Source organism: Maritimimonas rapanae, from assembly GCF_057837205.1.
Genome location: NZ_JBYQFI010000001.1, coordinates 296,756 through 317,325, shown reverse-complemented (window position 1 = coordinate 317,325; position 20,570 = coordinate 296,756). Strand labels below are relative to the sequence as shown.

General features: G+C 31.8%; 22 protein-coding genes. 17 read left to right on the top strand and 5 right to left on the bottom strand.

Annotated elements, in window-relative coordinates:
* Nucleotides 1–6 precede the first annotated feature (6 nt).
* Entirely contained in the window at nucleotides 7–1,620 is a 1,614-nt protein-coding gene (gene pckA / locus AC3IF2_RS01465) for a phosphoenolpyruvate carboxykinase (ATP) (RefSeq protein WP_489165236.1), read from the top strand.
* Nucleotides 1,621–1,677: 57 nt separating this feature from the next.
* Here the strand turns inward: pckA and AC3IF2_RS01460 are convergent, their stop codons facing one another.
* The 4 genes from AC3IF2_RS01460 to gdhA all read right to left on the bottom strand — a co-directional run bounded on the left by AC3IF2_RS01460 (nucleotide 1,678) and on the right by gdhA (nucleotide 5,092).
* Nucleotides 1,678–2,112, bottom strand: coding sequence for a DUF6146 family protein (locus tag AC3IF2_RS01460; RefSeq protein WP_489165235.1), 435 nt, complete (start codon nucleotides 2,110–2,112; stop codon nucleotides 1,678–1,680).
* A gap of 50 nt (nucleotides 2,113–2,162) precedes the next feature.
* A complete protein-coding gene (dinB, locus tag AC3IF2_RS01455) occupies nucleotides 2,163–3,257 on the bottom strand; it encodes a DNA polymerase IV (RefSeq protein WP_489165234.1) in 1,095 nt (364 codons plus the stop codon).
* Nucleotides 3,258–3,262: 5 nt separating this feature from the next.
* The gene (locus AC3IF2_RS01450; protein ID WP_489165233.1) at nucleotides 3,263–3,661 is read right to left on the bottom strand and encodes an ACT domain-containing protein; all 399 of its coding nucleotides are present in this window, start codon (nucleotides 3,659–3,661) and stop codon (nucleotides 3,263–3,265) included.
* Between the two features lie 87 nt (nucleotides 3,662–3,748).
* Nucleotides 3,749–5,092 (bottom strand): NADP-specific glutamate dehydrogenase, encoded by a 1,344-nt coding sequence (gene gdhA / locus AC3IF2_RS01445; RefSeq protein ID WP_489165232.1) that lies wholly within the window; start codon nucleotides 5,090–5,092, stop codon nucleotides 3,749–3,751.
* 210 nt (nucleotides 5,093–5,302) lie between these two features.
* Here gdhA and pheS point away from each other — a divergent pair, with 210 nt between their 5' ends.
* The 3 genes from pheS to AC3IF2_RS01430 are packed head-to-tail and all read left to right on the top strand — an operon-like array spanning nucleotide 5,303 to nucleotide 7,943.
* Complete coding sequence (gene pheS, locus AC3IF2_RS01440) at nucleotides 5,303–6,322, top strand: phenylalanine--tRNA ligase subunit alpha (protein ID WP_489165231.1); 1,020 nt, start codon at nucleotides 5,303–5,305, stop codon at nucleotides 6,320–6,322.
* 5 nt (nucleotides 6,323–6,327) lie between these two features.
* Nucleotides 6,328–6,765 carry a retropepsin-like aspartic protease gene (locus AC3IF2_RS01435; RefSeq protein WP_489165230.1) on the top strand — a complete coding sequence of 146 codons (438 nt, stop codon included), beginning with the start codon at nucleotides 6,328–6,330 and terminating at the stop codon, nucleotides 6,763–6,765.
* On the top strand, nucleotides 6,765–7,943 hold the full coding sequence (locus tag AC3IF2_RS01430; protein ID WP_489165229.1) for an AIR synthase related protein: 1,179 nt from the start codon (nucleotides 6,765–6,767) through the stop codon (nucleotides 7,941–7,943). Before AC3IF2_RS01435 ends, AC3IF2_RS01430 begins: the two co-directional genes overlap by 1 nt.
* 6 nt (nucleotides 7,944–7,949) lie before the next feature.
* Here AC3IF2_RS01430 and AC3IF2_RS01425 read toward each other — a convergent pair whose 3' ends face one another.
* Nucleotides 7,950–8,678 (bottom strand): hypothetical protein, encoded by a 729-nt coding sequence (locus AC3IF2_RS01425; RefSeq protein ID WP_489165228.1) that lies wholly within the window; start codon nucleotides 8,676–8,678, stop codon nucleotides 7,950–7,952.
* 148 nt (nucleotides 8,679–8,826) lie between these two features.
* On the opposite strand from AC3IF2_RS01425, the gene AC3IF2_RS01420 reads away from it, so the two are divergent.
* The 13 genes from AC3IF2_RS01420 to AC3IF2_RS01360 all read left to right on the top strand — a co-directional run bounded on the left by AC3IF2_RS01420 (nucleotide 8,827) and on the right by AC3IF2_RS01360 (nucleotide 20,570).
* Entirely contained in the window at nucleotides 8,827–10,296 is a 1,470-nt protein-coding gene (locus AC3IF2_RS01420) for a DUF5687 family protein (protein ID WP_489165227.1), read from the top strand.
* Nucleotides 10,297–10,313: 17 nt separating this feature from the next.
* Complete coding sequence (locus tag AC3IF2_RS01415; RefSeq protein WP_489165226.1) at nucleotides 10,314–11,009, top strand: ABC transporter ATP-binding protein; 696 nt, start codon at nucleotides 10,314–10,316, stop codon at nucleotides 11,007–11,009.
* Between the two features lie 109 nt (nucleotides 11,010–11,118).
* Entirely contained in the window at nucleotides 11,119–13,401 is a 2,283-nt protein-coding gene (porW, locus tag AC3IF2_RS01410) for a type IX secretion system periplasmic lipoprotein PorW/SprE (RefSeq protein WP_489165225.1), read from the top strand.
* Nucleotides 13,402–13,442: 41 nt separating this feature from the next.
* A complete protein-coding gene (locus AC3IF2_RS01405; RefSeq protein WP_489165224.1) occupies nucleotides 13,443–13,868 on the top strand; it encodes a bactofilin family protein in 426 nt (141 codons plus the stop codon).
* A complete protein-coding gene (locus AC3IF2_RS01400) occupies nucleotides 13,813–14,070 on the top strand; it encodes an AtpZ/AtpI family protein (protein WP_489165223.1) in 258 nt (85 codons plus the stop codon). Before AC3IF2_RS01405 ends, AC3IF2_RS01400 begins: the two co-directional genes overlap by 56 nt.
* Nucleotides 14,071–14,454: a hypothetical protein gene (locus AC3IF2_RS01395; protein WP_489165222.1), complete on the top strand. Its 384-nt coding sequence runs from the start codon at nucleotides 14,071–14,073 to the stop codon at nucleotides 14,452–14,454.
* A gap of 87 nt (nucleotides 14,455–14,541) precedes the next feature.
* Nucleotides 14,542–15,609, top strand: coding sequence for a F0F1 ATP synthase subunit A (gene atpB / locus AC3IF2_RS01390; RefSeq protein ID WP_489165221.1), 1,068 nt, complete (start codon nucleotides 14,542–14,544; stop codon nucleotides 15,607–15,609).
* A 24-nt stretch (nucleotides 15,610–15,633) separates the two neighbouring features.
* Complete coding sequence (atpE, locus tag AC3IF2_RS01385; RefSeq protein ID WP_489165220.1) at nucleotides 15,634–15,873, top strand: ATP synthase F0 subunit C; 240 nt, start codon at nucleotides 15,634–15,636, stop codon at nucleotides 15,871–15,873.
* Between the two features lie 78 nt (nucleotides 15,874–15,951).
* On the top strand, nucleotides 15,952–16,446 hold the full coding sequence (locus tag AC3IF2_RS01380; protein WP_489165219.1) for a F0F1 ATP synthase subunit B: 495 nt from the start codon (nucleotides 15,952–15,954) through the stop codon (nucleotides 16,444–16,446).
* 23 nt (nucleotides 16,447–16,469) lie between these two features.
* On the top strand, nucleotides 16,470–17,024 hold the full coding sequence (atpH, locus tag AC3IF2_RS01375) for an ATP synthase F1 subunit delta (RefSeq protein WP_489165218.1): 555 nt from the start codon (nucleotides 16,470–16,472) through the stop codon (nucleotides 17,022–17,024).
* 24 nt (nucleotides 17,025–17,048) lie between these two features.
* A complete protein-coding gene (atpA, locus tag AC3IF2_RS01370) occupies nucleotides 17,049–18,626 on the top strand; it encodes a F0F1 ATP synthase subunit alpha (protein WP_489165217.1) in 1,578 nt (525 codons plus the stop codon).
* A 48-nt stretch (nucleotides 18,627–18,674) separates the two neighbouring features.
* Nucleotides 18,675–19,535 (top strand): ATP synthase F1 subunit gamma, encoded by an 861-nt coding sequence (atpG, locus tag AC3IF2_RS01365; protein WP_489165216.1) that lies wholly within the window; start codon nucleotides 18,675–18,677, stop codon nucleotides 19,533–19,535.
* 96 nt (nucleotides 19,536–19,631) lie between these two features.
* Nucleotides 19,632–20,570 carry a 2-hydroxyacid dehydrogenase gene (locus AC3IF2_RS01360; RefSeq protein WP_489165215.1) on the top strand — a complete coding sequence of 313 codons (939 nt, stop codon included), beginning with the start codon at nucleotides 19,632–19,634 and terminating at the stop codon, nucleotides 20,568–20,570.

Sequence of the window (20,570 nt, the reverse complement as noted above, 5' to 3'; positions counted from 1 at the left end):
AACTAAATGGAAAAAATTGCCAAAACCGTAGATAGAACCCTAGAAAACTACGGTATTAAGAATGCAACTACTCATTGGAATCTCTCGCCCGAAACTTTAACAAAGATCACAGTAGAAAAAGGTTTAGGTAAATTAGCCGACACTGGTGCTTTAGCCATTAATACTGGTGAATTTACAGGTCGTTCACCTCAAGATCGTTTTATTGTTAAAGACGCTATTACCGAAGATAAGGTTTGGTGGGGTAATATTAATATTCCTTTTGATTCAGATAAATTTGAAAGACTTTATAATAAGGTAATCGACTATCTTTCTAATAAAGAATTATATGTACGCGATGCTTATGCTTGCGCGGATGAAAATTATCGTTTAAATATTCGTGTGATTAACGAATTACCTTGGTCTAATATGTTTGCATATAATATGTTTTTAAGACCAGAAGAAAACGAGTTAGAAAATTTCGAGCCTGAATGGACAGTTGTTAATGCGCCTAATTTTATGGCTGATGCCAAAATTGATGGTACGCGTCAACACAATTTTGCCATCTTAGATTTTACTAGAAAAATAGCTTTAATTGGTGGAACAGGATATACAGGAGAAATGAAAAAAGGTATTTTTTCTGCTCTTAATTTTATATTACCTGTTTTCAAAAATACATTACCAATGCATTGTTCTGCCAATGTTGGAGACAATGGTGAAACTGCTATTTTCTTTGGTTTATCAGGTACTGGTAAAACTACTTTGTCGGCAGATCCAAATAGAAAATTAATTGGTGACGACGAGCATGGTTGGACAAATGAAAATACAGTATTTAATTTTGAAGGAGGTTGTTATGCAAAAGTGATCAATCTTTCAAAAGAAAATGAGCCAGATATTTATAACGCAATCAGGCCAGGAGCTTTATTAGAAAATATTATATTCAAAGAAGGAACAAACGAAGTAGATTTTGAGGATATTTCAATCACACAAAATACGCGAGTAAGTTACCCTATTTATCATATTAATAATATTCAAAAACCATCTCTAGCAGGAAATCCGAAAAATATCTTTTTCTTAACTGCAGATGCTTTTGGTGTATTACCTCCAATTTCTAAGTTATTACCAAATCAGGCAGCTTATCATTTTATTTCTGGTTATACTGCTAAAGTAGCTGGTACCGAGGCTGGTGTTACTGAACCTCAACCATCTTTTTCTGCTTGTTTCGGAGCTCCATTTATGCCTTTACATCCTGCTAAATATGCTGAAATGTTGAGTAAGAAAATGAAAGAAGCTGGTGTAAATGTGTGGTTAGTTAATACAGGTTGGACAGGAGGACCTTATGGTGTTGGCACACGTATGAAGTTAAAATATACACGTGCAATGATCAACGCCGCTTTAAATGGTGATTTAGGAGAATACTCTTATGAAAATTATCATTTACATTCAGTATTCGGTGTTGCGCAACCTAGACATTGCCCTGGTGTACCGTCAGAAGTATTGAGTCCGAGAACTTCTTGGAATAATGATGAAGCTTATTATAAGATGGCTTTTAAATTATCTAATGCTTTTAGAGAAAATTTTGCTCAATTTGAAGCTTTTGCAAATGAAGAAATTAGACGTGGTGGCCCACAAAGATTCTCGTAAATAAAATATATATTAAATTAAAAAACCTCAAAACGTTAAGTTTTGAGGTTTTTTAATTTATGTACCGTAGACTCGAAAATTACCAAGTCTCATATTATACTTTCTTTGGGCAAACTGAAAATACCAAAATAATTTATAATTTACCTCGAGTCCGTAATCTATGTTTGGTTGATAGTCAATAATGTTTTCATAAATATTAGAATTAAATCTAGATGGGTTTTGCGCCCTAATATTCCATTCGGTCACATAAATTCTATTACGTGATTCTAAAAATTCTTGTGAATAAAAATTCATTGGTCTGGCACGAGTATTCAAAAAATTATTAAAGCCAATATCAAAAATGATGACCTCATATTCTAAACTATCATTAGCAATGCGTACAGGTTCTTCTTTTTCAGATGCATTATCTGTAGAAGCAACTGTTTTATTTTGAGTACCACAGCTAAAAATTAAAAAGCTTACTATGGTAAAAATGTATATTAAGTTTTTCATAATAAATAAGTTATATAATAATTAGTCAACAAAAAACATTCCAAATTACATTAAAAATCAAATTTTAATTGAACATCCATTACCTTTTCTTTTTCTTTAGTATTGGTATTTAAATTGGTAACTGAAATACCTAATAATCTTACAGAATTCTTTACTTTTTCTTGATACAATAACTCTTTTACCGTTTCTAGTAATAAACTCTTATCTGTAATAAAATACGGCAAAGTTTTACTACGTGTTTGTAGAGAAAAATCGCTGTATTTTATCTTTAAAGTTACCGTTTTTCCTGAAACTTTAGAACTTTTTAACCTTTTCTCCAATTCTTCAGCAATTCCATTTAACTTTTCAAGCATGTAGATTTCTGAAGTTATATTCTCCATAAAAGTTCTCTCGGCAGCTATTGATTTACGAATTCTATCAGTTTTAACTCTACTACGATGAATTCCTCGAACTATATTATAATAATAACCTCCAGATTTTTTAAAATGTTCAGTTAAAAACTCTAAAGATTTAGTTTTAAGATCTTTTCCTTTAAAAATACCCAGATTATACATCTTTGCAGCAGTAACTTTACCAACACCATAAAATTTAGCTACATCTAATTCTTCTAAAAACTCAATTACTTCTTCTGGAGGAATTGTTTTTTGACCATTTGGTTTATTAATATCTGAGGCAACTTTAGCAATAAATTTATTAATAGAAATTCCTGCGGAAGCTCGTAATCCTGTTTTATTATAAATTTCTCTTCTTATTTCTTCCGCCAAAAGTGTGGCTGACAGATGTCCTTTTTTATTCTCTGTAACATCTAGATAAGCTTCATCTAATGATAACGGTTCTACCAAATCTGTAAATTCAAAAAAGATCTTTCGAATTTGATTAGAAATTTCACTGTAACGTTTAAAGCGAGGGCGAACAAAAATTAAATGTTGGCATTTCTTTTCTGCCAAGACTCCGCTCATTGCAGATCTAACTCCATATTTTCTCGCTTCGTAACTAGCCGCAGAAACCACGCCTCGTTTACCGCCGCCACCAACTGCAACTGGTTTGCCTCTAAGTTCTGGATTATCTAACTGTTCTACCGATGCATAAAATGCATCCATATCTACATGAATAATCTTTCGATATGGAGGCTGTAAAAAATCCAAACTTATTAGATATTATTTGATATATTTTTTAAAACATCTATAGCTTTACTAGCATCTTTCTTATTTACAAAAATATGATCGTGATAATAGCCTGCCATAACATTACAGCTAATATTATGCTTTGCAAGTTCCGTAGAAAAGGCAGCAGTAAGTCCAACTGCTTCTAATGATGAGTGAATTTTTAGAGTAATCCAAGCTGCTACATAAGTATAAGATAGCTCTAATTTGTCAGCCTTACTTCGTTCTAAAATCAATGTTATTCCTTCTTTTTCAACAAATTTTCCAATTATAGCTTCTTCCGAAACGATATTGCTATTTTCTACAATTGCAAAAACATATTCTCCTTTATTCAGAATAGGATTCATATCCTTAATCAAGGCCTTTAAATTTATTTCACCACTCATATAGAAATATCATAATTGTCATCTCAAAAATACAAAAAAGAAAAGCGCACCAATTGGTACGCTTCTTATAAAATAATTGAAGTTTAATTAAACAACTCCTTGATCTATCATAGCATCTGCAACTTTTACAAAACCTGCAACATTGGCTCCTTTTACATAATCTACATAGCCATCTGCCTGAGTTCCATATTGTACACAAGAAGCATGAATATCATTCATGATCTGATGTAATTTAGCATCTACTTCTTCACGCGTCCAATTATAACGTAATGAATTCTGACTCATTTCTAAACCAGAAGTAGCAACACCACCGGCATTAGATGCTTTACCAGGTGAGAATAATATCTTAGCATCTTGAAAAGCAGTAATCGCTTCTGGCGTACATGGCATATTAGCGCCCTCAGCAACACAGATACATCCATTAGCTACTAAAGTTTTAGCAGCATCACCATCTAATTCATTTTGTGTAGCACATGGTAAGGCTATATCACATTTTGTTCCCCAAGGTTTTTCTCCTTTAAAAAACTTAGCTGAAGAATATTTTTCTGCATACTCATTGATTCTTCCCCTTTTAACATTTTTCAATTCCATAATAAATGCTAGTTTATCAGCATCTATACCATCTTCATCATAAATATATCCTGAAGAATCAGACATCGTTACTACTTTACCGCCTAACTCTGCAGCCTTTTCAGCAGCAAACTGAGCAACATTACCAGATCCAGAAATTACAACAGTTTTTCCTTTAAAAGAATCTTCTTTAGTTTTTAGCATATTTTCAGCAAAATATACGTCTCCATAACCAGTTGCTTCTGGACGAATTAAAGAACCACCCCAAGTAATACCTTTACCTGTTAAAACACCAGTAAACTCATTACGTAAACGTTTGTATTGACCAAACATAAAACCAATCTCTCTACCTCCTACTCCAATATCACCTGCAGGTACATCTGTGTTCGCTCCAATATGACGAGCTAATTCAGTCATAAAAGATTGACAAAATTTCATAACCTCGTTATCTGATTTTCCTTTTGGGTTAAAATCAGAGCCTCCTTTACCACCTCCCATAGGTAATGTAGTTAATGAGTTTTTAAATACTTGTTCGAATCCTAAGAATTTTAAGATACTTAAGTTTACTGAAGGATGAAAACGAAGTCCTCCCTTATAAGGGCCAATCGCCGAGTTAAACTCAACTCTATAACCTCTATTTACTTGAGTTTCGCCATTATCATCAATCCAAGGTACACGAAATAACAATACGCGCTCAGGTTCAACCATACGCTCTAATAATTTCTTACCTTGATATTTAGGATTATCCTCGATAAACGGAATAACCGTTTCTGCTACTTCATGAACTGCTTGTAAAAATTCAGGTTCATTAGGATTCGTTTGTTTCACGTAATCCATAAAAGCATTTATTTTCGATTCCATAATTTAATATGATTATTTATAGTGTTTTTTATCAGATTATGAATGCAAATGTAGTTAAATTCGTAATATCACAATTCAAAAAATAAATTTATTTATCAGTTACGAAAACGTTTGAAATCTAATACTCTAGAAGGTATAAATCATTCTATAAAATAGATTTTTTGTAAACAAAAAAACGTAAATTTGCCGTTTAAATTTTGACTTTAACTGATGTTAGATAAGGTAAAGGAACTAATTGATGAAGTAAATGCTTTTAAAGCAACTTCGAAAGAAGAAGTAGAAGTATTCAGAATAAAGTATTTAGGGAGTAAAGGCATTTTAAAAGATCTATTTGCTGAATTTAAAAATGTACCTAACGATCAAAAAAAAGAATTTGGTCAGACTATAAATAATCTTAAAAAAGCTGCCGAGGAAAAAGTTAATACTTTAAAGGATGAGTTAGAAAATGCTACAGGAGAGAAAGCTATTTATGGTGATCTAACCAGACCTTCTGAACCTATTGAATTAGGCTCTCGCCATCCGATATCTATTGTTAAAAATCAAATTATAGATGTATTTTCTCGAATTGGTTTTACTGTTTCTGAAGGTCCAGAAATAGAAGATGATTGGCATAATTTTACTGCATTAAATTTACCAGAATATCATCCTGCAAGAGATATGCAAGACACTTTCTTTATTGAGAAAGATCCAGATATTTTATTACGCACACACACTTCATCAGTACAGGTTCGGTATATGGAAAATAATCAACCTCCCATACGAACTATTTCGCCAGGTAGAGTATTTAGAAATGAAGATATATCTGCGCGTTCACATTGTATTTTTCATCAAGTAGAAGGTTTATATATAGACACCGATGTTTCTTTTGCAGACCTAAAGCAAACGTTATTATACTTTACCAAAGAAATGTTTGGTAAATCTAAGATTCGTTTACGCCCTTCGTACTTTCCGTTTACCGAGCCTAGTGCAGAAGTTGATATCTACTGGGGGCTAAAAACTGAAACAGATTATCGCATTACCAAAGGTACGGGCTGGTTAGAAATTATGGGCTGTGGTATGGTAGATCCTAATGTTTTGCAGAACTGTAATATTGATCCTGAAAAGTATAGCGGATTTGCTTTTGGTATGGGTATCGAGCGTATCGCAATGTTACTGTATCAAATACCAGATATTAGAATGTTTTTTGAAAATGATGTGCGTTTTTTAAGTCAGTTTAAATCTGTTATCTAAAGACAATGGCTTTAAAAAAACATTTAGAGAAACAAGGGTATCATTCTATTAAGTTAAAAAAAACAAAAACCAATCATTTTGAATTGAAAGCTGACATCAATGGTAATAAAGGTAGATTTATTATTGATACTGGTGCATCAAATTCTTGCGTAGGTTTTGAGGAAGCTGAGCTTTTTGATCTCGCAACCGAAGAATCAGAACATAAAGCCACTGGCGCTGGCAATGCTGAAATAGAAACTCAGTTATCTCAAAATAATAAAGTAAGTATCGATGGGTTTAAGCTAAAAAAAGTAAATCTAGTTTTACTTGATCTATCACATATAAATAATGCTTTGGTAAAACAAAAAGCCAAACCTGTTAATGGTATTTTAGGTGCTGATATTTTAGAGCGCGGAAAAGCCATTATCGATTACAATAAAAAAAGATTATACCTTTCTAAATAATGAGCAATTCAGCAGATAATCGTTATAAACTTCGTGGCGTTTCTGCTGCAAAAGAAGACGTTCATAATGCTATTAAAAATATAGATAAGGGCTTATTTCCTAAAGCATTTTGTAAGATAATTCCTGATTACCTAACTGGCAGTAAAGAACATTGTGTTGTTATGCATGCTGATGGTGCGGGTACAAAATCTTCGTTAGCCTATATGTATTGGAAAGAAACTGGTGACTTATCTGTTTGGAAAGGTATTTCTCAGGACGCTTTAATCATGAATATTGATGACCTCTTATGTGTTGGAGCTACCGATAATATTTTGCTATCTTCTACTATCGGACGCAACAAAAATTTGATTCCAGGTGAGGTATTATCTGCAATTATTAATGGAACCGAAGAATTACTTGAGGATTTGAGAAAATTTGGAGTTACAATTCACTCCACTGGTGGTGAAACAGCAGATGTAGGCGATTTAGTACGAACCATTATTGTTGATTCTACAGTTACAGTCAGAATGAAACGAAGTAATGTGATTGACAATGCTAATATTCAAAATGGCGACGTAATAGTTGGTTTGGCTTCTTTTGGACGAGCTACCTATGAAAAAGAATATAATGGCGGCATGGGAAGCAACGGATTAACATCAGCTCGTCACGATGTATTCAACAATTATTTAGCAGAAAAATATCCTGAGAGTTTTGACGCCTCCGTTCCTGAAGATTTGGTGTATTCTGGTAACACAAAATTGACAGATAATGTTGAGAATTCACCGATTGATGCGGGTAAATTAGTCCTCTCTCCTACGCGTACATATGCGCCAATTATTAAAGAGATTCTATCTAAATATTCTCCTAAAGAAATTCATGGCATGGTGCATTGCAGTGGTGGTGCTCAAACCAAGATTTTACATTTTATAGACAACCTTCACATTATAAAGGACAATCTATTTGAGATACCTCCTTTATTTAAATTAATACAAGAACAATCAAATACAAATTGGCGAGAAATGTATCAAGTGTTTAACTGTGGACATAGAATGGAATTGTATGTTCCTCAAGAAATTGCACAAGATATTATCAGCATCTCTAAAAATTTTAATGTCGATGCACAGATTGTTGGACGCGTCGAATCTTCCAATAAGAAAAAACTAACTATTACAAGTGAGTTTGGGGAGTTTATATATTAACTAGCTTTAAGATAACTCAACAATTTGCTTTTCCATTTTTATAATAAAATCGAATACTTGTTGTTGTTCGTGTTTTTTTAATTTATTGAAAACTGCATCAGCTTCTACAATTATTTCCTGACCAATTTCCAATCCTTTAATTTCTTGTTGAGAATATGTACTTGGTCTACTTTTCATCTTTCTGATAAGATGTTCTAATATTTTTTTAACTTTTGAAGTTAATTCGGCATCGCATAAAATCTCATATAAATTATAAATACTATCTAGATAATTTTCTAGTTCTTCTCTGGGTATTTTTTTTATAAACTCATTGATGTCTTTATTTGAATAAGGAGTTTGTTTATTAGATAGCTTAGCTTTTTTTACCAAAACTTCTTCAAGCTTACTTGCTTTTCTAAAAGCTTTTAATGTTTTGATTCCTGCATTTAAAATTTTAGGTAAATGTCTCCCATATTTTAATATAACAGAAGTAGAGTCTATAAGTATTCTAAATAATTTTTCTGGATTTTTTAAATAATGATCTAAGCTTCTAAAAGCATCATTTAGATCTTTTCTTTTTTCTAAATCAGGATAAGAATAGCTTAAAAAGTAATTCTTAATTTTTATGGATAATTCTTCTGTATAGCAATCAGGAATATCTTTTATAAATTTAAGATTGCCATAATCATACTTTTCTAGTATCACATTTCTGTAAGCTGTAATAATAGCATTTAATATTGACTCTTTTTCTTTCATTATCAGAATTACAAAACAATTTTTAATATGATTCGAAAGATATAATTTTCTAATGGCTACAGAGAAATTACAACGCTAAAAAATAGCACAAAAGAAAATAATGTAACAAAATCCAGAACTGTGTTACTAATATCTCAAAACAACTCAAATGATTTCACAATTTCTTAGATTAGAGTGGAAACAATATTTCCGTTCATCATATTGGCAAACAGGTATTGCGCTAAAGATCCTTATGGGGTTCTTTGCCATTTACTTTATTATCTCTTTTCTGGCAATTGGTATTGGAGGGTATTATTTAATTAAAGAACAATTTCCAGATAAAGATCCATTTCAAATAGTCAATTCATTTTTAATTTTTGCGCTTTTAGGTGATTTAATTTTTCGTTATCTAATGCAAAAATTACCTATAATGAATATTAAACCTTTTTTAGCCTTGCCAATTAAGAAAAGTAAGCTGGTTCATTATGTGTTAGCTAAATCGAGCTTTTCCTTTTTTAATATTCTAGGATTATTCTTTTATGTTCCTTTTGCTTTTGTTTTAATTAAAGAAGGTTATGATGTAAATGGTGTATTAGGGTGGTTATTTGCAATATTTTTTATTATTCAATCAATTAATTTTTTAAACTTCTTAATCAATAAAAACAATATTGCTTTTTGGATAATTGCTGTTGCTACAGTGGCGCTTATAGCATTACAAAATTATAACATTTTCGATAGCACTATTTATAGTAGTAAAATATTCAATGCTTTTGTAGATAATCCTATACTAGCTATTATTCCTTTACTATTAGCTATTACCTTATATTTTATAAACTATAAATTACTTAAAACAAAAGTTTATTTAGATGATGCTGTTGCCACTAAAGCTAAAGAGGCAACTACTGCAGAATTAGCTTGGGCAGACAAACTAGGTGATGTTGCTCCGTTTATAAAAAATGACATTCGGTTAATTTGGCGTAATAAGAGAACTAAAACATTGTTCTTTATGTCTTTTATATTTCTGTTTTATGGATTGATCTTTTTCGATAACCCTTTATACAGAGATGAAATGCCTGGCTTTTTATTATTCGCAGCCTTATTTGTTACTGGTGGGTTTGCTTTAAACTATGGACAGTTTATACCAGCATGGGATAGCTCTCATTACAAAATGTTAATGAGTCAAAATATCCGTTATCGAAAATTCTTAGAAAGCAAATGGTTTTTAATGGTTTCTATGACTGGCATTCTTTATTTTTTAAGCTTACCCTATCTGTATTATGGTTTAAATATCTTTTTAATGATTACAGCGGGTGCAATATTCAACATAGGTTTTAACTCATTGTTCTTGCTATATGCAGGCTCTTTTAACAGGAAGCGTATTGATTTAGAAAAAAGTGGCTTTTCTAACATGCAAGGAACCAGTGCTACGCAATTTATTATTATTATTCCATTAATGTTGTTCCCAGTTTTGATTTTTTGGCTTTTTAGTAAGCTAATCAATTTTAATGCTGGTGTAGCTGCAATAGCAATTGTTGGAATAGCTGGATTGATCTTTAGAAATTACTTTATGGACCTGATAGAAAAAAAATATATACGTGATAAATACGAAGCAATAAATGCTTTCGAGCAGAAGTCATAATCAAACAAAAACAACTCATGATACAAACAACTAATATTACAAAAAGATACGGACAAGCAACCGTTTTAAATATAGAATCATTAGAAATACCTAAAGGGCAAAGTTTTGGATTGGTAGGTAACAACGGCGCAGGAAAAACTACCTATTTTAATCTATTGCTAGATCTTATTAGACCTTCTACTGGCGAGGTAATTAATAACAATATTACAGTAAATAAAAGTGAAGAATGGAAATCTTTTACAGGTTCGTTTATAGATGAAAGTTTTTTAATCACTTATTTAACTCCCGAAGAATATTTTGACTTTATCGGTGATCTCAGAAAGATGAATAAAGCAGATGTATCATCATTTTTAGCACAATTCGAGGAGTTCTTTAATGGAGAAATTTTAGGCAAGAAAAAATATCTGCGTGATCTATCAAAAGGAAATCAGAAAAAAGCAGGTATCGTTGCCGCTATGATGGGAAATCCTGAAGTGATAATACTAGATGAACCTTTTGCTAATTTGGATCCTACAACACAGATAAGATTAAAAAGAATTATCAAGACTTTAACTGATAATAAAGAAGTAACAGTTTTAATCTCTAGCCACGATCTAAGTCATGTTACAGAAGTATGTGAGCGTATTGTTGTTTTAGATAAAGGCGAAGTGGTAAAAGATATTAAAACCTCGACTGAAACGTTAAAGGAATTAGAAAGTTATTTTACGGTATAAAAGTCAAGAAACATTTAACAAAAACTTCTTCGTTTTTATTTGTACTTTTACCCTCTTAACAGCAATAATTCTTAGCGAATTCAGTTAAAGAAGTAAATAACTCAATATTTTGAAGAAAGGTCTTTGGTCGGGTATTATTTTGAGTAGCATTTTGCTACTCATAGTTGGCTGTTCTGCAAAAAAAGATGCCTTTTTAAATCGTGGTTTTCACTCGCTTACTACTAAATATAATGTCTTATATAATGGTCAAGTTGCTTATAACCAAGCAAAGCAACAAATAGATGACCAGTACAATGATAATTTTTGGGAAATTCTGCCAATTGAACCTCTAAAAATTGAAGAAGAAAAACTAGAAGCTCCTGTTTTACCAGGACAAAAAAAAGAAATTAAAGAAGAAAATGTTCAAGGTTTCGAAAAAGCCGAGCTCAAAGCCATTAAGGCCATTCAAAAGCATTCGATGGATATTAATGGACGTGAGCGTAATAAACAGATTGATGACGCATACTTATTATTAGGTAAAACTAGATACTACTCTCAAAGATTTGTCCCTGCGCTTGAAGCTTTTAATTTCATTTTAGGTACATATACCGATTTTGAATTGAGAGATGAGACTAAAGTTTGGCAAGCAAAGACTTTAATTCGTTTACAAAACGAAAAGCTAGCTTTAGAAACTTTAGGTATCCTGTTAAAAAACGATAATGCTCCGTTAAATATTATTGAAGATGCTCATATTGCTATGGCTCAAGCATATCAATCTTTAGATAGTACACATTTAGTGATTAAACATTTAGATAGCGCTGTTTTCTTTTCGGTAAATCCAAAACAAAAAGCTCGAAATCTATTTATACTAGGGCAATTATATCGACAACAGCAAAAAATTGATTCTTCTAACATAGCTTTCGAAGCTTTGATCAATTTTAAGAAAGCTCCTTATCGATATAAAATTCATGCAGAAATAGATCGAGCAAAAAATTATAGTGCTACAGATAGTACAGAATTAGTTCTTAAAAATTTATACAAACTAATTAAAGATAGAGATAACCGTCCTTATTTAGATGAGTTATATTATCAAACTGGGTTGATTGAATTGGCTAGCAGTACTGATTCTATAGCTATAGATAATTTTAATAAATCTTTAAGAGCTAAAGATGCCAAACCTTATCAACAAGAATTGACCTATGAGGCACTAGGTAATGTATATTTCGATGAGGCGCAATTTCAACTAGCGGGCTCTTATTATGATAGTGTATTGAATATCGCCGAAAATGAGAATACCAAAAGAATCCGTCGTCTTGTCCGTAAAAGAAAAAGTTTAGATGAAGTCATTCTTTTTGAGAATATTGCCCAAACTAACGACAGTATTTTATATGTAGCTTCTTTAAGCAATGATGACCAAAAAAAATATTACCAAGACCATATTGATAAATTAAAAGCTGCTGCTGAAGAAGCCAAACAAAGAGAAGAAGCTTTAGCTCAAAATTCAGGATTTGGAAATATTGCCGATGATAGTTCAAAAGATAGTAATTCTGGCAACGATAAGTTTTACTTTTACAATGTTCGTGTTGCTGGTTTTGGCAAACAAGAATTCAGAAAAGTCTGGGGTAATCGAGCTTTAGAAGATAATTGGCGTTTATCAGATAAAAGCTCAATTAATATTGGAACTCAAAACAATAATCTAATTACTCAAAATACTATTGATGATTCTCAGAAATTTGACCTTGATTATTATCTAAATAACATCCCTAAAGAAACCGCTACATTGGACAGTATTAAAGACATTAGAAATGATGCCTATTATCAATTAGGCTTATCTTATAAAGAGCAATTTAATGAATATGATTTGGCAGCTGAACGTTTAGAAAAACTATTAACTTTTCCTCCTAAAGAAAACTTAATAGTGCCGATCAAATATCATCTTTATAAAATTTATGAAAATATAGATCCTGTAAAGAGTAATAAATATAAAGATGAAATCGTTAGTAACTATCCAGGTTCAAAGTATTCTAAAATTATTTTGAACCCGGATGAAGTTCTTGCATTTACTGATGAAAAAAATACACCAGAAGGTTTTTATAATGATGTTTATTGTGATTATGATTACGAACATTACGATCGTGCACTAGAAAAAACAGAAAAAGCATTAAAACAGTTTGAGGATCTGCCTATTATTCCTAAATTTGAATTGCTTAAGGCGTATCTCTTAATGAAAACCCAAGGTAAAGATGCCTTTAGAGAGGCATTAGATTTTGTGGCATTGAACTATCCAAATACAGAAGAGGGCAAACATGCTGTAAAGATTTTGTCGGGTTTTAATAAGAGTCCATCCGAAACAAACAAAAATAATACTATAGAAAAGAAAAGTTTAGTAACTCCCCAAAAGAAAAAGAATTAAGTATAGAGTAAAAATAGGAGTCTAACTTTAAATTTAAAATTATGTTTTCTGAAAAAAGATCAACACCAGGAGGCCAAACATTAGAAAGAAACATTATCGGTAAAAATACTTCGTTTGTAGGTGATATAAAATCTGATGGTGACTTTAGAATTGACGGTAATGTGCAAGGAACTATAAAAACTACTGGTAGAGTTGTTATTGGTCAAGCCGGGTCTATAGATGGCACAGTAGAATGTACTAATGCAGATGTAGAAGGTAAATTCTCTGGTAACCTTTCTGTAGATCAATTATTATCATTAAAATCGACAGCAAATATTTCTGGTGAAGTTGTATTAGGTAAACTTTCGGTTGAACCGGGCGCTACATTTAATGCTTCATGTAACATGAAAGGTTCAGTAAAAGCCCTAAAAAATGACCAACGACCAAGACCAACCGTCGCCAAACCAGAAGCCGAGCAGACAGCTTAACAAATATGCTCGCTTTTCTGGAATTGCATTTCAAATGATAGCAATTATAGCTATTGGTGCATATGCTGGGGTTAAATTAGATGAAAAATATCCTAATAAGTATCACCTGTATACAATTGTTATTTCATTATTAGCAGTTGCTATGTCTATGTATTATGTAATAAAACAGGTAAATAGACCTTCTAAAAATAACCAATCATAAATGGAGAGAAGTAGTGTCAGCTTTATTTTAAAGTTGTTAGGTTTTACTGTTATATTATTCGGGTTACACTATTATATACTACTTCAGTTTTTTGAAGGAGAACTTTCTATTCCTTTATGGTTAATCTATGCTTTTAATGCTATCATGGTTTTTATTGTTGTTTCGGTTATTCAACATCAAGCAAAAGACAAAGACAAAAATATTCTGAATTTGTTTTTAATTCTCACTGGTGTTAAAATGGTTTTAATACTCATCTTATTATTACCACTTTTTCTGAAAAAATCTGACCATACAGTGTTAGAAGTTTGTAATTTTTTTATACCATATTTTCTCTTTTTAACCTTCGAAATTTTTAGCTTAAATAAATTTCTAGAAAAAACATAAACATTGTAATATTTAGTTTGTTAATTAATATAATGTATGTACATTTGCACCGAATTTTAGACAAGGTATTTTTAATTAGACAAACTGATGCAAATCAATACTTTTAAGACACTTTTATTTAGCTTTTTTTTAACAATATCTGTTTTAGGATACGCTACTGAAAAAGAACCAAAAGAAGACAAACCTTTTGATACTAAAGAACTTATTTTTCATCATATAAAAGATAGTCATAGTTTTCATGTTGCCGGAGATTTGTCGATACCCCTACCTGTAATTTTATGGACAGACAATGGCCTGGTTACTTTTATGTCGAGTGAATTTCATCATGATGTTGAGGGAAAAACAATCGTTGAGAAAAAAGGCCATAAATTTGTAAACATTCACGAAAAAATATATCAATTGAACGACGGCGCAACAGCTGTTGAGTTTGATGAAGAACATCATGCTGTTAATGCTGTAAAACCATTAAACATTTCTATTACTAAAAATGTTTTTTCAATGTTCTTATCGATGGCAGTATTATTATTAATTTTCTTAACTGCTGCACGTTCTTACAAAAAATCAGCTAATGGTTTGCCAACTGGTATTGGTAAGTTCTTAGAACCAATTATCTTATTTATTAGAGATGAGGTAGCCATACCTAATATTGGTCAACATCATTATAAAAAATATATGCCATTTTTATTAACCTTATTTTTCTTTATTTGGTTAAATAATATATTTGGATTAATACCATTTTTTCCATTTAGCAGTAATTTAAGTGGTAACATTGCTTTTACTGTAACATTAGCAGCAATAACATTTATTATCACCTTATTTAGTAGTAAAAAATACTACTGGAAACACATGCTTTGGATGCCTGGATTGCCGGTGCCAATGAAATTATTTTTGGCTCCAATTGAGTTCATGGGCATGTTTATAAAACCTATAGCACTTACAATACGTTTATTTGCAAACATAACAGCAGGACATATTATTGTTTTGAGTTTAATTTCACTAACATTTATTTTCAAAAATTATTTTGTTGGTGTAGGCTCGGTAATATTTGTTGTATTTATAAGTGTTATTGAAGTATTGGTAGTAGCAATACAAGCTTACATATTTACAATGTTATCAGCATTGTATTTTGGTCAAGCATTAGAAGAAGAACATTAATAATTAATTTTAAATATTTAAACTATGTTAGGATTATTACAAGAAGCCGCAGTAAATTATGGCCCTATCGCAGCTATCGGAGCTGGTTTAGCTGCCATTGGTGGTGGAATTGGTGTTGGTAAAATTGGTGGTGCAGCTATGGAAGCTATGGCTCGTCAACCAGAGATGCAAGGAAAATTACAAGGTTCAGCAATCGTACTTATTGCCTTTATCGAGGCGGTAGCACTTTTTGGTGTGGTTGTATCTTTTCTTGTTGCAGGATAAACAACAAAATAAATCAAGGTGTAACGGTTGGTTGCACCTTGATTTAAATTTAAAATTAGTTAGTTAAATAAAAATAATATGGATTTAATTACGCCTGAGTTAGGGCTTATTTTTTGGACAGGAATTTCATTTCTAATATTACTTTTTATATTAGGAAAATTTGCTTGGAAACCTATTTTAGGAGCAGTTAATGATAGAGAAGACTCTATTAAAAATGCGCTAGAAGAAGCTGATAAAGCACGTAGAGAAATGCAAGATTTAAAATCTGATAACGAAAAGATTTTAAAAGAAGCTAGAGCCGAAAGAGATGCTATGTTAAAAGATGCTCGTGAAATCAAAGACAATATGATTTCTGAAGCAAAAGAAGAGGCAAAAACCCAAGCTAGCAAGTTAATCGAGCAAGCAAAAACTACTATCCAAAACGAAAAATTAGCTGCAATTACTGATTTAAAAAATCAAGTAGCAGAACTTTCTATCGACATAGCAGAAAAAGTAGTTAAAAAAGAACTTTCTACAAAAGACAAACAATTAGATTTAGTAGAAGAAATGCTTGGTGATATAAAATTAAACTAATTGATTTTTAGATTGATGATCTCATGAAAGGAACTAGAGCAGCCATAAGATACGCTAAAGCTTTACTTAATTTAGCAATCGATACTAATAAAACTGATGAAGTAAATCAAGATATGTTAGATATTTCTTCTACTATAGAAGAAACCAAAGATTTACATGTCATGTTAAATAGCCCTATTATTAAGGCAAGTGCTAAAAAGGATACATTATTAGTAATTTTTAGTAATCTTAATAATGTTTCTAAAGGATTAATCAATCTATTAGTAGAAAACAAAAGATTGGCTATTCTTGAGAACATAGCTAAACAATACACTATAATATACGATCATCATAAAGGTACTCAAGTTGCAAAAGTGACTTCGGCAATTCCTTTAACAGATGAGTTGAAAGAAAAAGTACTTGATAAAGTAAAAGACATTGTAGGTAAAAAAGTAACCTTAGAGAATATCATTGATCCTTCAATTATAGGAGGATTCATTCTTAAAGTAGGTGATAAACAATACGATGCAAGTATTTCAGGAAAAATGAACAATTTGCGTAGAGAGTTTGATGATAACTTATACGTACCAAATTTTTAAAATAGAATAGAATAAATCAATAAGATGGCAACAATAAAACCAGCTGAAGTTTCAGCAATTTTAAAACAACAATTATCAGGTTTCGAAGGCAACGCAACACTTGATGAAGTTGGAACAGTATTACAAGTAGGTGATGGTATTGCACGTGTTTATGGTTTAGCCAATGCACAATACGGTGAATTAGTACAATTCGAAAACGGATTGGAAGGAATGGTATTAAACCTTGAAGAAGATAATGTGGGTGTAGTACTTTTAGGTACTTCTACAGATATTAAAGAAGGGGCTACTGTTAAACGTACTGAGCGTATTTCATCATTAAGAGTTGGTGAAGGTATCGTTGGTAGAGTTGTTGATACTTTAGGTTTACCAATAGATGGTAAAGGTCCTATTGAAGGTGAAACTTTCGAAATGCCTTTAGAGCGTAAAGCTCCAGGTGTTATCTATCGTGAGCCTGTAACCGAACCATTACAAACTGGTATTAAAGCTATTGATGCTATGATTCCTGTTGGTAGAGGTCAACGTGAGCTAATTATTGGTGACCGTCAAACTGGTAAATCAACTGTTGCTCTAGATACTATTTTGAATCAAAAAGAATTTTATGATGCTGGTGAACCTGTATATTGTATCTATGTTGCCATAGGTCAAAAAGGTTCTACTGTAGCTGCTATTGCAAATATGTTAGAAGAGCGTGGTGCATTAGCATATACAACTATTGTTGCTGCAAATGCATCAGACCCTGCTCCAATGCAGGTATATGCTCCAATGGCAGGTGCTGCAATTGGTGAATATTTTAGAGATACCGGTAGACCAGCTTTAATTATTTATGATGATTTATCGAAGCAAGCTGTAGCTTACCGCGAGGTATCTTTATTATTAAGAAGACCTCCAGGGCGTGAAGCATATCCTGGCGACGTATTCTATTTACACTCTAGATTATTAGAGCGTGCTGCAAAAATCATTAATGATGATACTATTGCTGCGCAAATGAACGATATACCAGATTCTTTAAAAGGAAAAGTAAAAGGTGGCGGTTCTTTGACTGCACTGCCGATTATTGAAACACAAGCTGGTGACGTATCTGCATATATTCCAACTAACGTAATTTCGATTACTGACGGACAGATTTTCTTAGAATCAGATTTATTTAACTCTGGTGTGCGTCCTGCAATTAACGTAGGTATTTCGGTATCTCGTGTGGGTGGTAATGCTCAGATTAAATCAATGAAGAAAGTTGCTGGTACATTAAAATTAGACCAAGCTCAATATCGTGAACTAGAAGCTTTTGCTAAGTTTGGTTCTGATCTAGATGCTGCGACAATGAATGTAATTGAAAAAGGTAAACGTAATGTTGAGATCTTAAAACAAGCTCAAAACGATCCGTTTACAGTAGAAGATCAAGTTGCAATTATTTATGCTGGTTCTAAAAACTTGTTAAAAGATGTTCCTGTAGAAAAAGTAAAAGAGTTCGAAAAAGACTTTTTAGCTTATTTAAATGCAAAACATAGAGATACATTAGATACGTTAAAATCAGGTAAATTAACTGATGAGGCTATTGCAGTTGTAGAAAACGCAGCTAAAGAATTATCAGCGAAATTCGCTTAATAAATAATTGTAATTCCCACGAAAGTGGAAATATCATAATTTGAACGAATGGCAAATTTAAAAGAAATACGTAACAGAATTACATCTATCGGCTCAACGATGCAGATAACCAGTGCTATGAAAATGGTATCTGCTGCAAAGTTAAAAAAGGCTCAAGATGCAATTACTGCTATGCGTCCATATTCAAATAAGTTAACTGAATTGTTGCAAAACCTAAGTGCCACTTTAGATGGAGATTCGGGTGGTGTTTATGCAAATGAGCGTGAAGTTAACAAAGTATTGCTTGTAGCGATTACTTCTAATAGAGGTCTTTGTGGTGGGTTTAACTCGTCGGTTATCAAAAAATCGATAGAAACTATTACAAATGACTTTGAAGGTAAACAAGTTGATATTTTAGCAATTGGTAAAAAAGGAAATGATTTATTATCAAAAGAGTATAATGTAGTTGCCAATAAAAGTTCACTTTTTGATGAGTTAACTTTTGATAATACTGCTGCTATTGCGGAGGAATTAATGGGGTATTATGCTGAAGGTGATTATGATAAAATAGTTATCGTTTATAATAAGTTTAAAAATGCTGCTACGCAAATAGAAACTGTTGAGCAATTTTTGCCAATAGTACCGGCAAAAAAAGATGCTAATCTTAATTTAGATTATATTTTTGAGCCTTCAAAAGAAGAGATCGTTAGAGGGTTAATTCCAAAATCTTTAAAAACACAATTATATAAATCTGTTAGAGATAGTTTTGCTGCTGAACATGGTGCTCGTATGACCGCTATGCACAAAGCAACAGATAATGCTACCGAATTACGCGATGACTTGCTATTAACATACAACAAAGCACGTCAAGCTGCAATTACCAATGAGATTCTTGAGATCGTTGGTGGTGCAGAGGCCTTGAACGGATAAGAAATGTCATTCTGAGCATAGCGAAGAATCTAAAAATAAAAATATTATAAGCACCCGAAGTTTTTTAACTTTGGGTGTTTTTATTTAGAACAATTCATGAAAGTACTTCTACTCGATACCAATCATATTATCTTAAAATCAGAATTAGAAAATTTAGGTTTTCAATGTGATGAAGATTATAATTCTTCTAAAGAAGTTATTGAGAAAAAAATAGCAAGTTATGAGGGCATTGTTATTAGAAGTAGGTTTATCATCGATAAAGGTTTTATTGATAAAGCAACAAATTTAAAATTTATTGGCCGTGTTGGTGCAGGTTTAGAAAATATTGATTGTGATTATGCTAAAAATAAAGGAGTTGAGTTACTCTCTGCACCAGAAGGCAATAGAAATGCTGTTGGTGAACATGCTTTAGGTATGCTATTGTCGTTGTTTAATAAATTAAACAAAGCTGACAAAGAGGTACGAAAAGGCAAATGGTTACGAGAAGATAATCGCGGAATTGAATTAGATGGTAAAACAGTTGGTATCATTGGTTATGGTAATATGGGTAAAGCCTTTGCTAAAAAATTGAGAGGATTTGAAGTAGAAGTATTGTGCTATGATATAAAACCTAACGTAGGTGATGATAATTGTAAACAAGTTACTTTATCTGAATTACAAGAAAAAACCGATGTATTAAGTCTGCATACGCCTCAAACTGAACTAACTCTTCATATGGTAAACTCTGAGTTCATCAATACTTTAAAAAAACCATTTTGGCTACTAAATACTGCTCGTGGTAAATCCGTAGTAACAAAAGATTTGGTCGAAGCACTAAAGTCTGGTAAAATTTTAGGCGCTGGTCTAGATGTACTTGAATATGAAAAATCGTCTTTTGAAAATTTATTTATTGATAATTACTTACCCAAAGCATTTGAATATTTAATTAAGTCTGACAAGGTATTATTATCCCCACATGTAGCTGGTTGGACTGTAGAAAGTAAACAAAAACTTGCTCAAACTATTGTTGATAAAATAAAAGCAAAATTTTGCTAA

Excerpts from the sequence above, each read along its gene's own strand:
- pckA (WP_489165236.1), top strand. The coding sequence starts at position 7 with ATGGAAAAAATTGCCAAAACCGTAGATAGAACCCTAGAAAACTACGGT.
- AC3IF2_RS01460 (WP_489165235.1), bottom strand. The coding sequence starts at position 2,112 with ATGAAAAACTTAATATACATTTTTACCATAGTAAGCTTTTTAATTTTT.
- AC3IF2_RS01450 (WP_489165233.1), bottom strand. The coding sequence starts at position 3,661 with ATGAGTGGTGAAATAAATTTAAAGGCCTTGATTAAGGATATGAATCCT.
- gdhA (WP_489165232.1), bottom strand. The coding sequence starts at position 5,092 with ATGGAATCGAAAATAAATGCTTTTATGGATTACGTGAAACAAACGAAT.
- pheS (WP_489165231.1), top strand. The coding sequence starts at position 5,303 with ATGTTAGATAAGGTAAAGGAACTAATTGATGAAGTAAATGCTTTTAAA.
- AC3IF2_RS01435 (WP_489165230.1), top strand. The coding sequence starts at position 6,328 with ATGGCTTTAAAAAAACATTTAGAGAAACAAGGGTATCATTCTATTAAG.
- AC3IF2_RS01430 (WP_489165229.1), top strand. The coding sequence starts at position 6,765 with ATGAGCAATTCAGCAGATAATCGTTATAAACTTCGTGGCGTTTCTGCT.
- AC3IF2_RS01425 (WP_489165228.1), bottom strand. The coding sequence starts at position 8,678 with ATGAAAGAAAAAGAGTCAATATTAAATGCTATTATTACAGCTTACAGA.
- AC3IF2_RS01420 (WP_489165227.1), top strand. The coding sequence starts at position 8,827 with ATGATTTCACAATTTCTTAGATTAGAGTGGAAACAATATTTCCGTTCA.
- AC3IF2_RS01415 (WP_489165226.1), top strand. The coding sequence starts at position 10,314 with ATGATACAAACAACTAATATTACAAAAAGATACGGACAAGCAACCGTT.
- AC3IF2_RS01405 (WP_489165224.1), top strand. The coding sequence starts at position 13,443 with ATGTTTTCTGAAAAAAGATCAACACCAGGAGGCCAAACATTAGAAAGA.
- AC3IF2_RS01400 (WP_489165223.1), top strand. The coding sequence starts at position 13,813 with ATGACCAACGACCAAGACCAACCGTCGCCAAACCAGAAGCCGAGCAGA.
- AC3IF2_RS01395 (WP_489165222.1), top strand. The coding sequence starts at position 14,071 with ATGGAGAGAAGTAGTGTCAGCTTTATTTTAAAGTTGTTAGGTTTTACT.
- atpB (WP_489165221.1), top strand. The coding sequence starts at position 14,542 with ATGCAAATCAATACTTTTAAGACACTTTTATTTAGCTTTTTTTTAACA.
- atpE (WP_489165220.1), top strand. The coding sequence starts at position 15,634 with ATGTTAGGATTATTACAAGAAGCCGCAGTAAATTATGGCCCTATCGCA.
- AC3IF2_RS01380 (WP_489165219.1), top strand. The coding sequence starts at position 15,952 with ATGGATTTAATTACGCCTGAGTTAGGGCTTATTTTTTGGACAGGAATT.
- atpH (WP_489165218.1), top strand. The coding sequence starts at position 16,470 with ATGAAAGGAACTAGAGCAGCCATAAGATACGCTAAAGCTTTACTTAAT.
- atpA (WP_489165217.1), top strand. The coding sequence starts at position 17,049 with ATGGCAACAATAAAACCAGCTGAAGTTTCAGCAATTTTAAAACAACAA.
- atpG (WP_489165216.1), top strand. The coding sequence starts at position 18,675 with ATGGCAAATTTAAAAGAAATACGTAACAGAATTACATCTATCGGCTCA.
- AC3IF2_RS01360 (WP_489165215.1), top strand. The coding sequence starts at position 19,632 with ATGAAAGTACTTCTACTCGATACCAATCATATTATCTTAAAATCAGAA.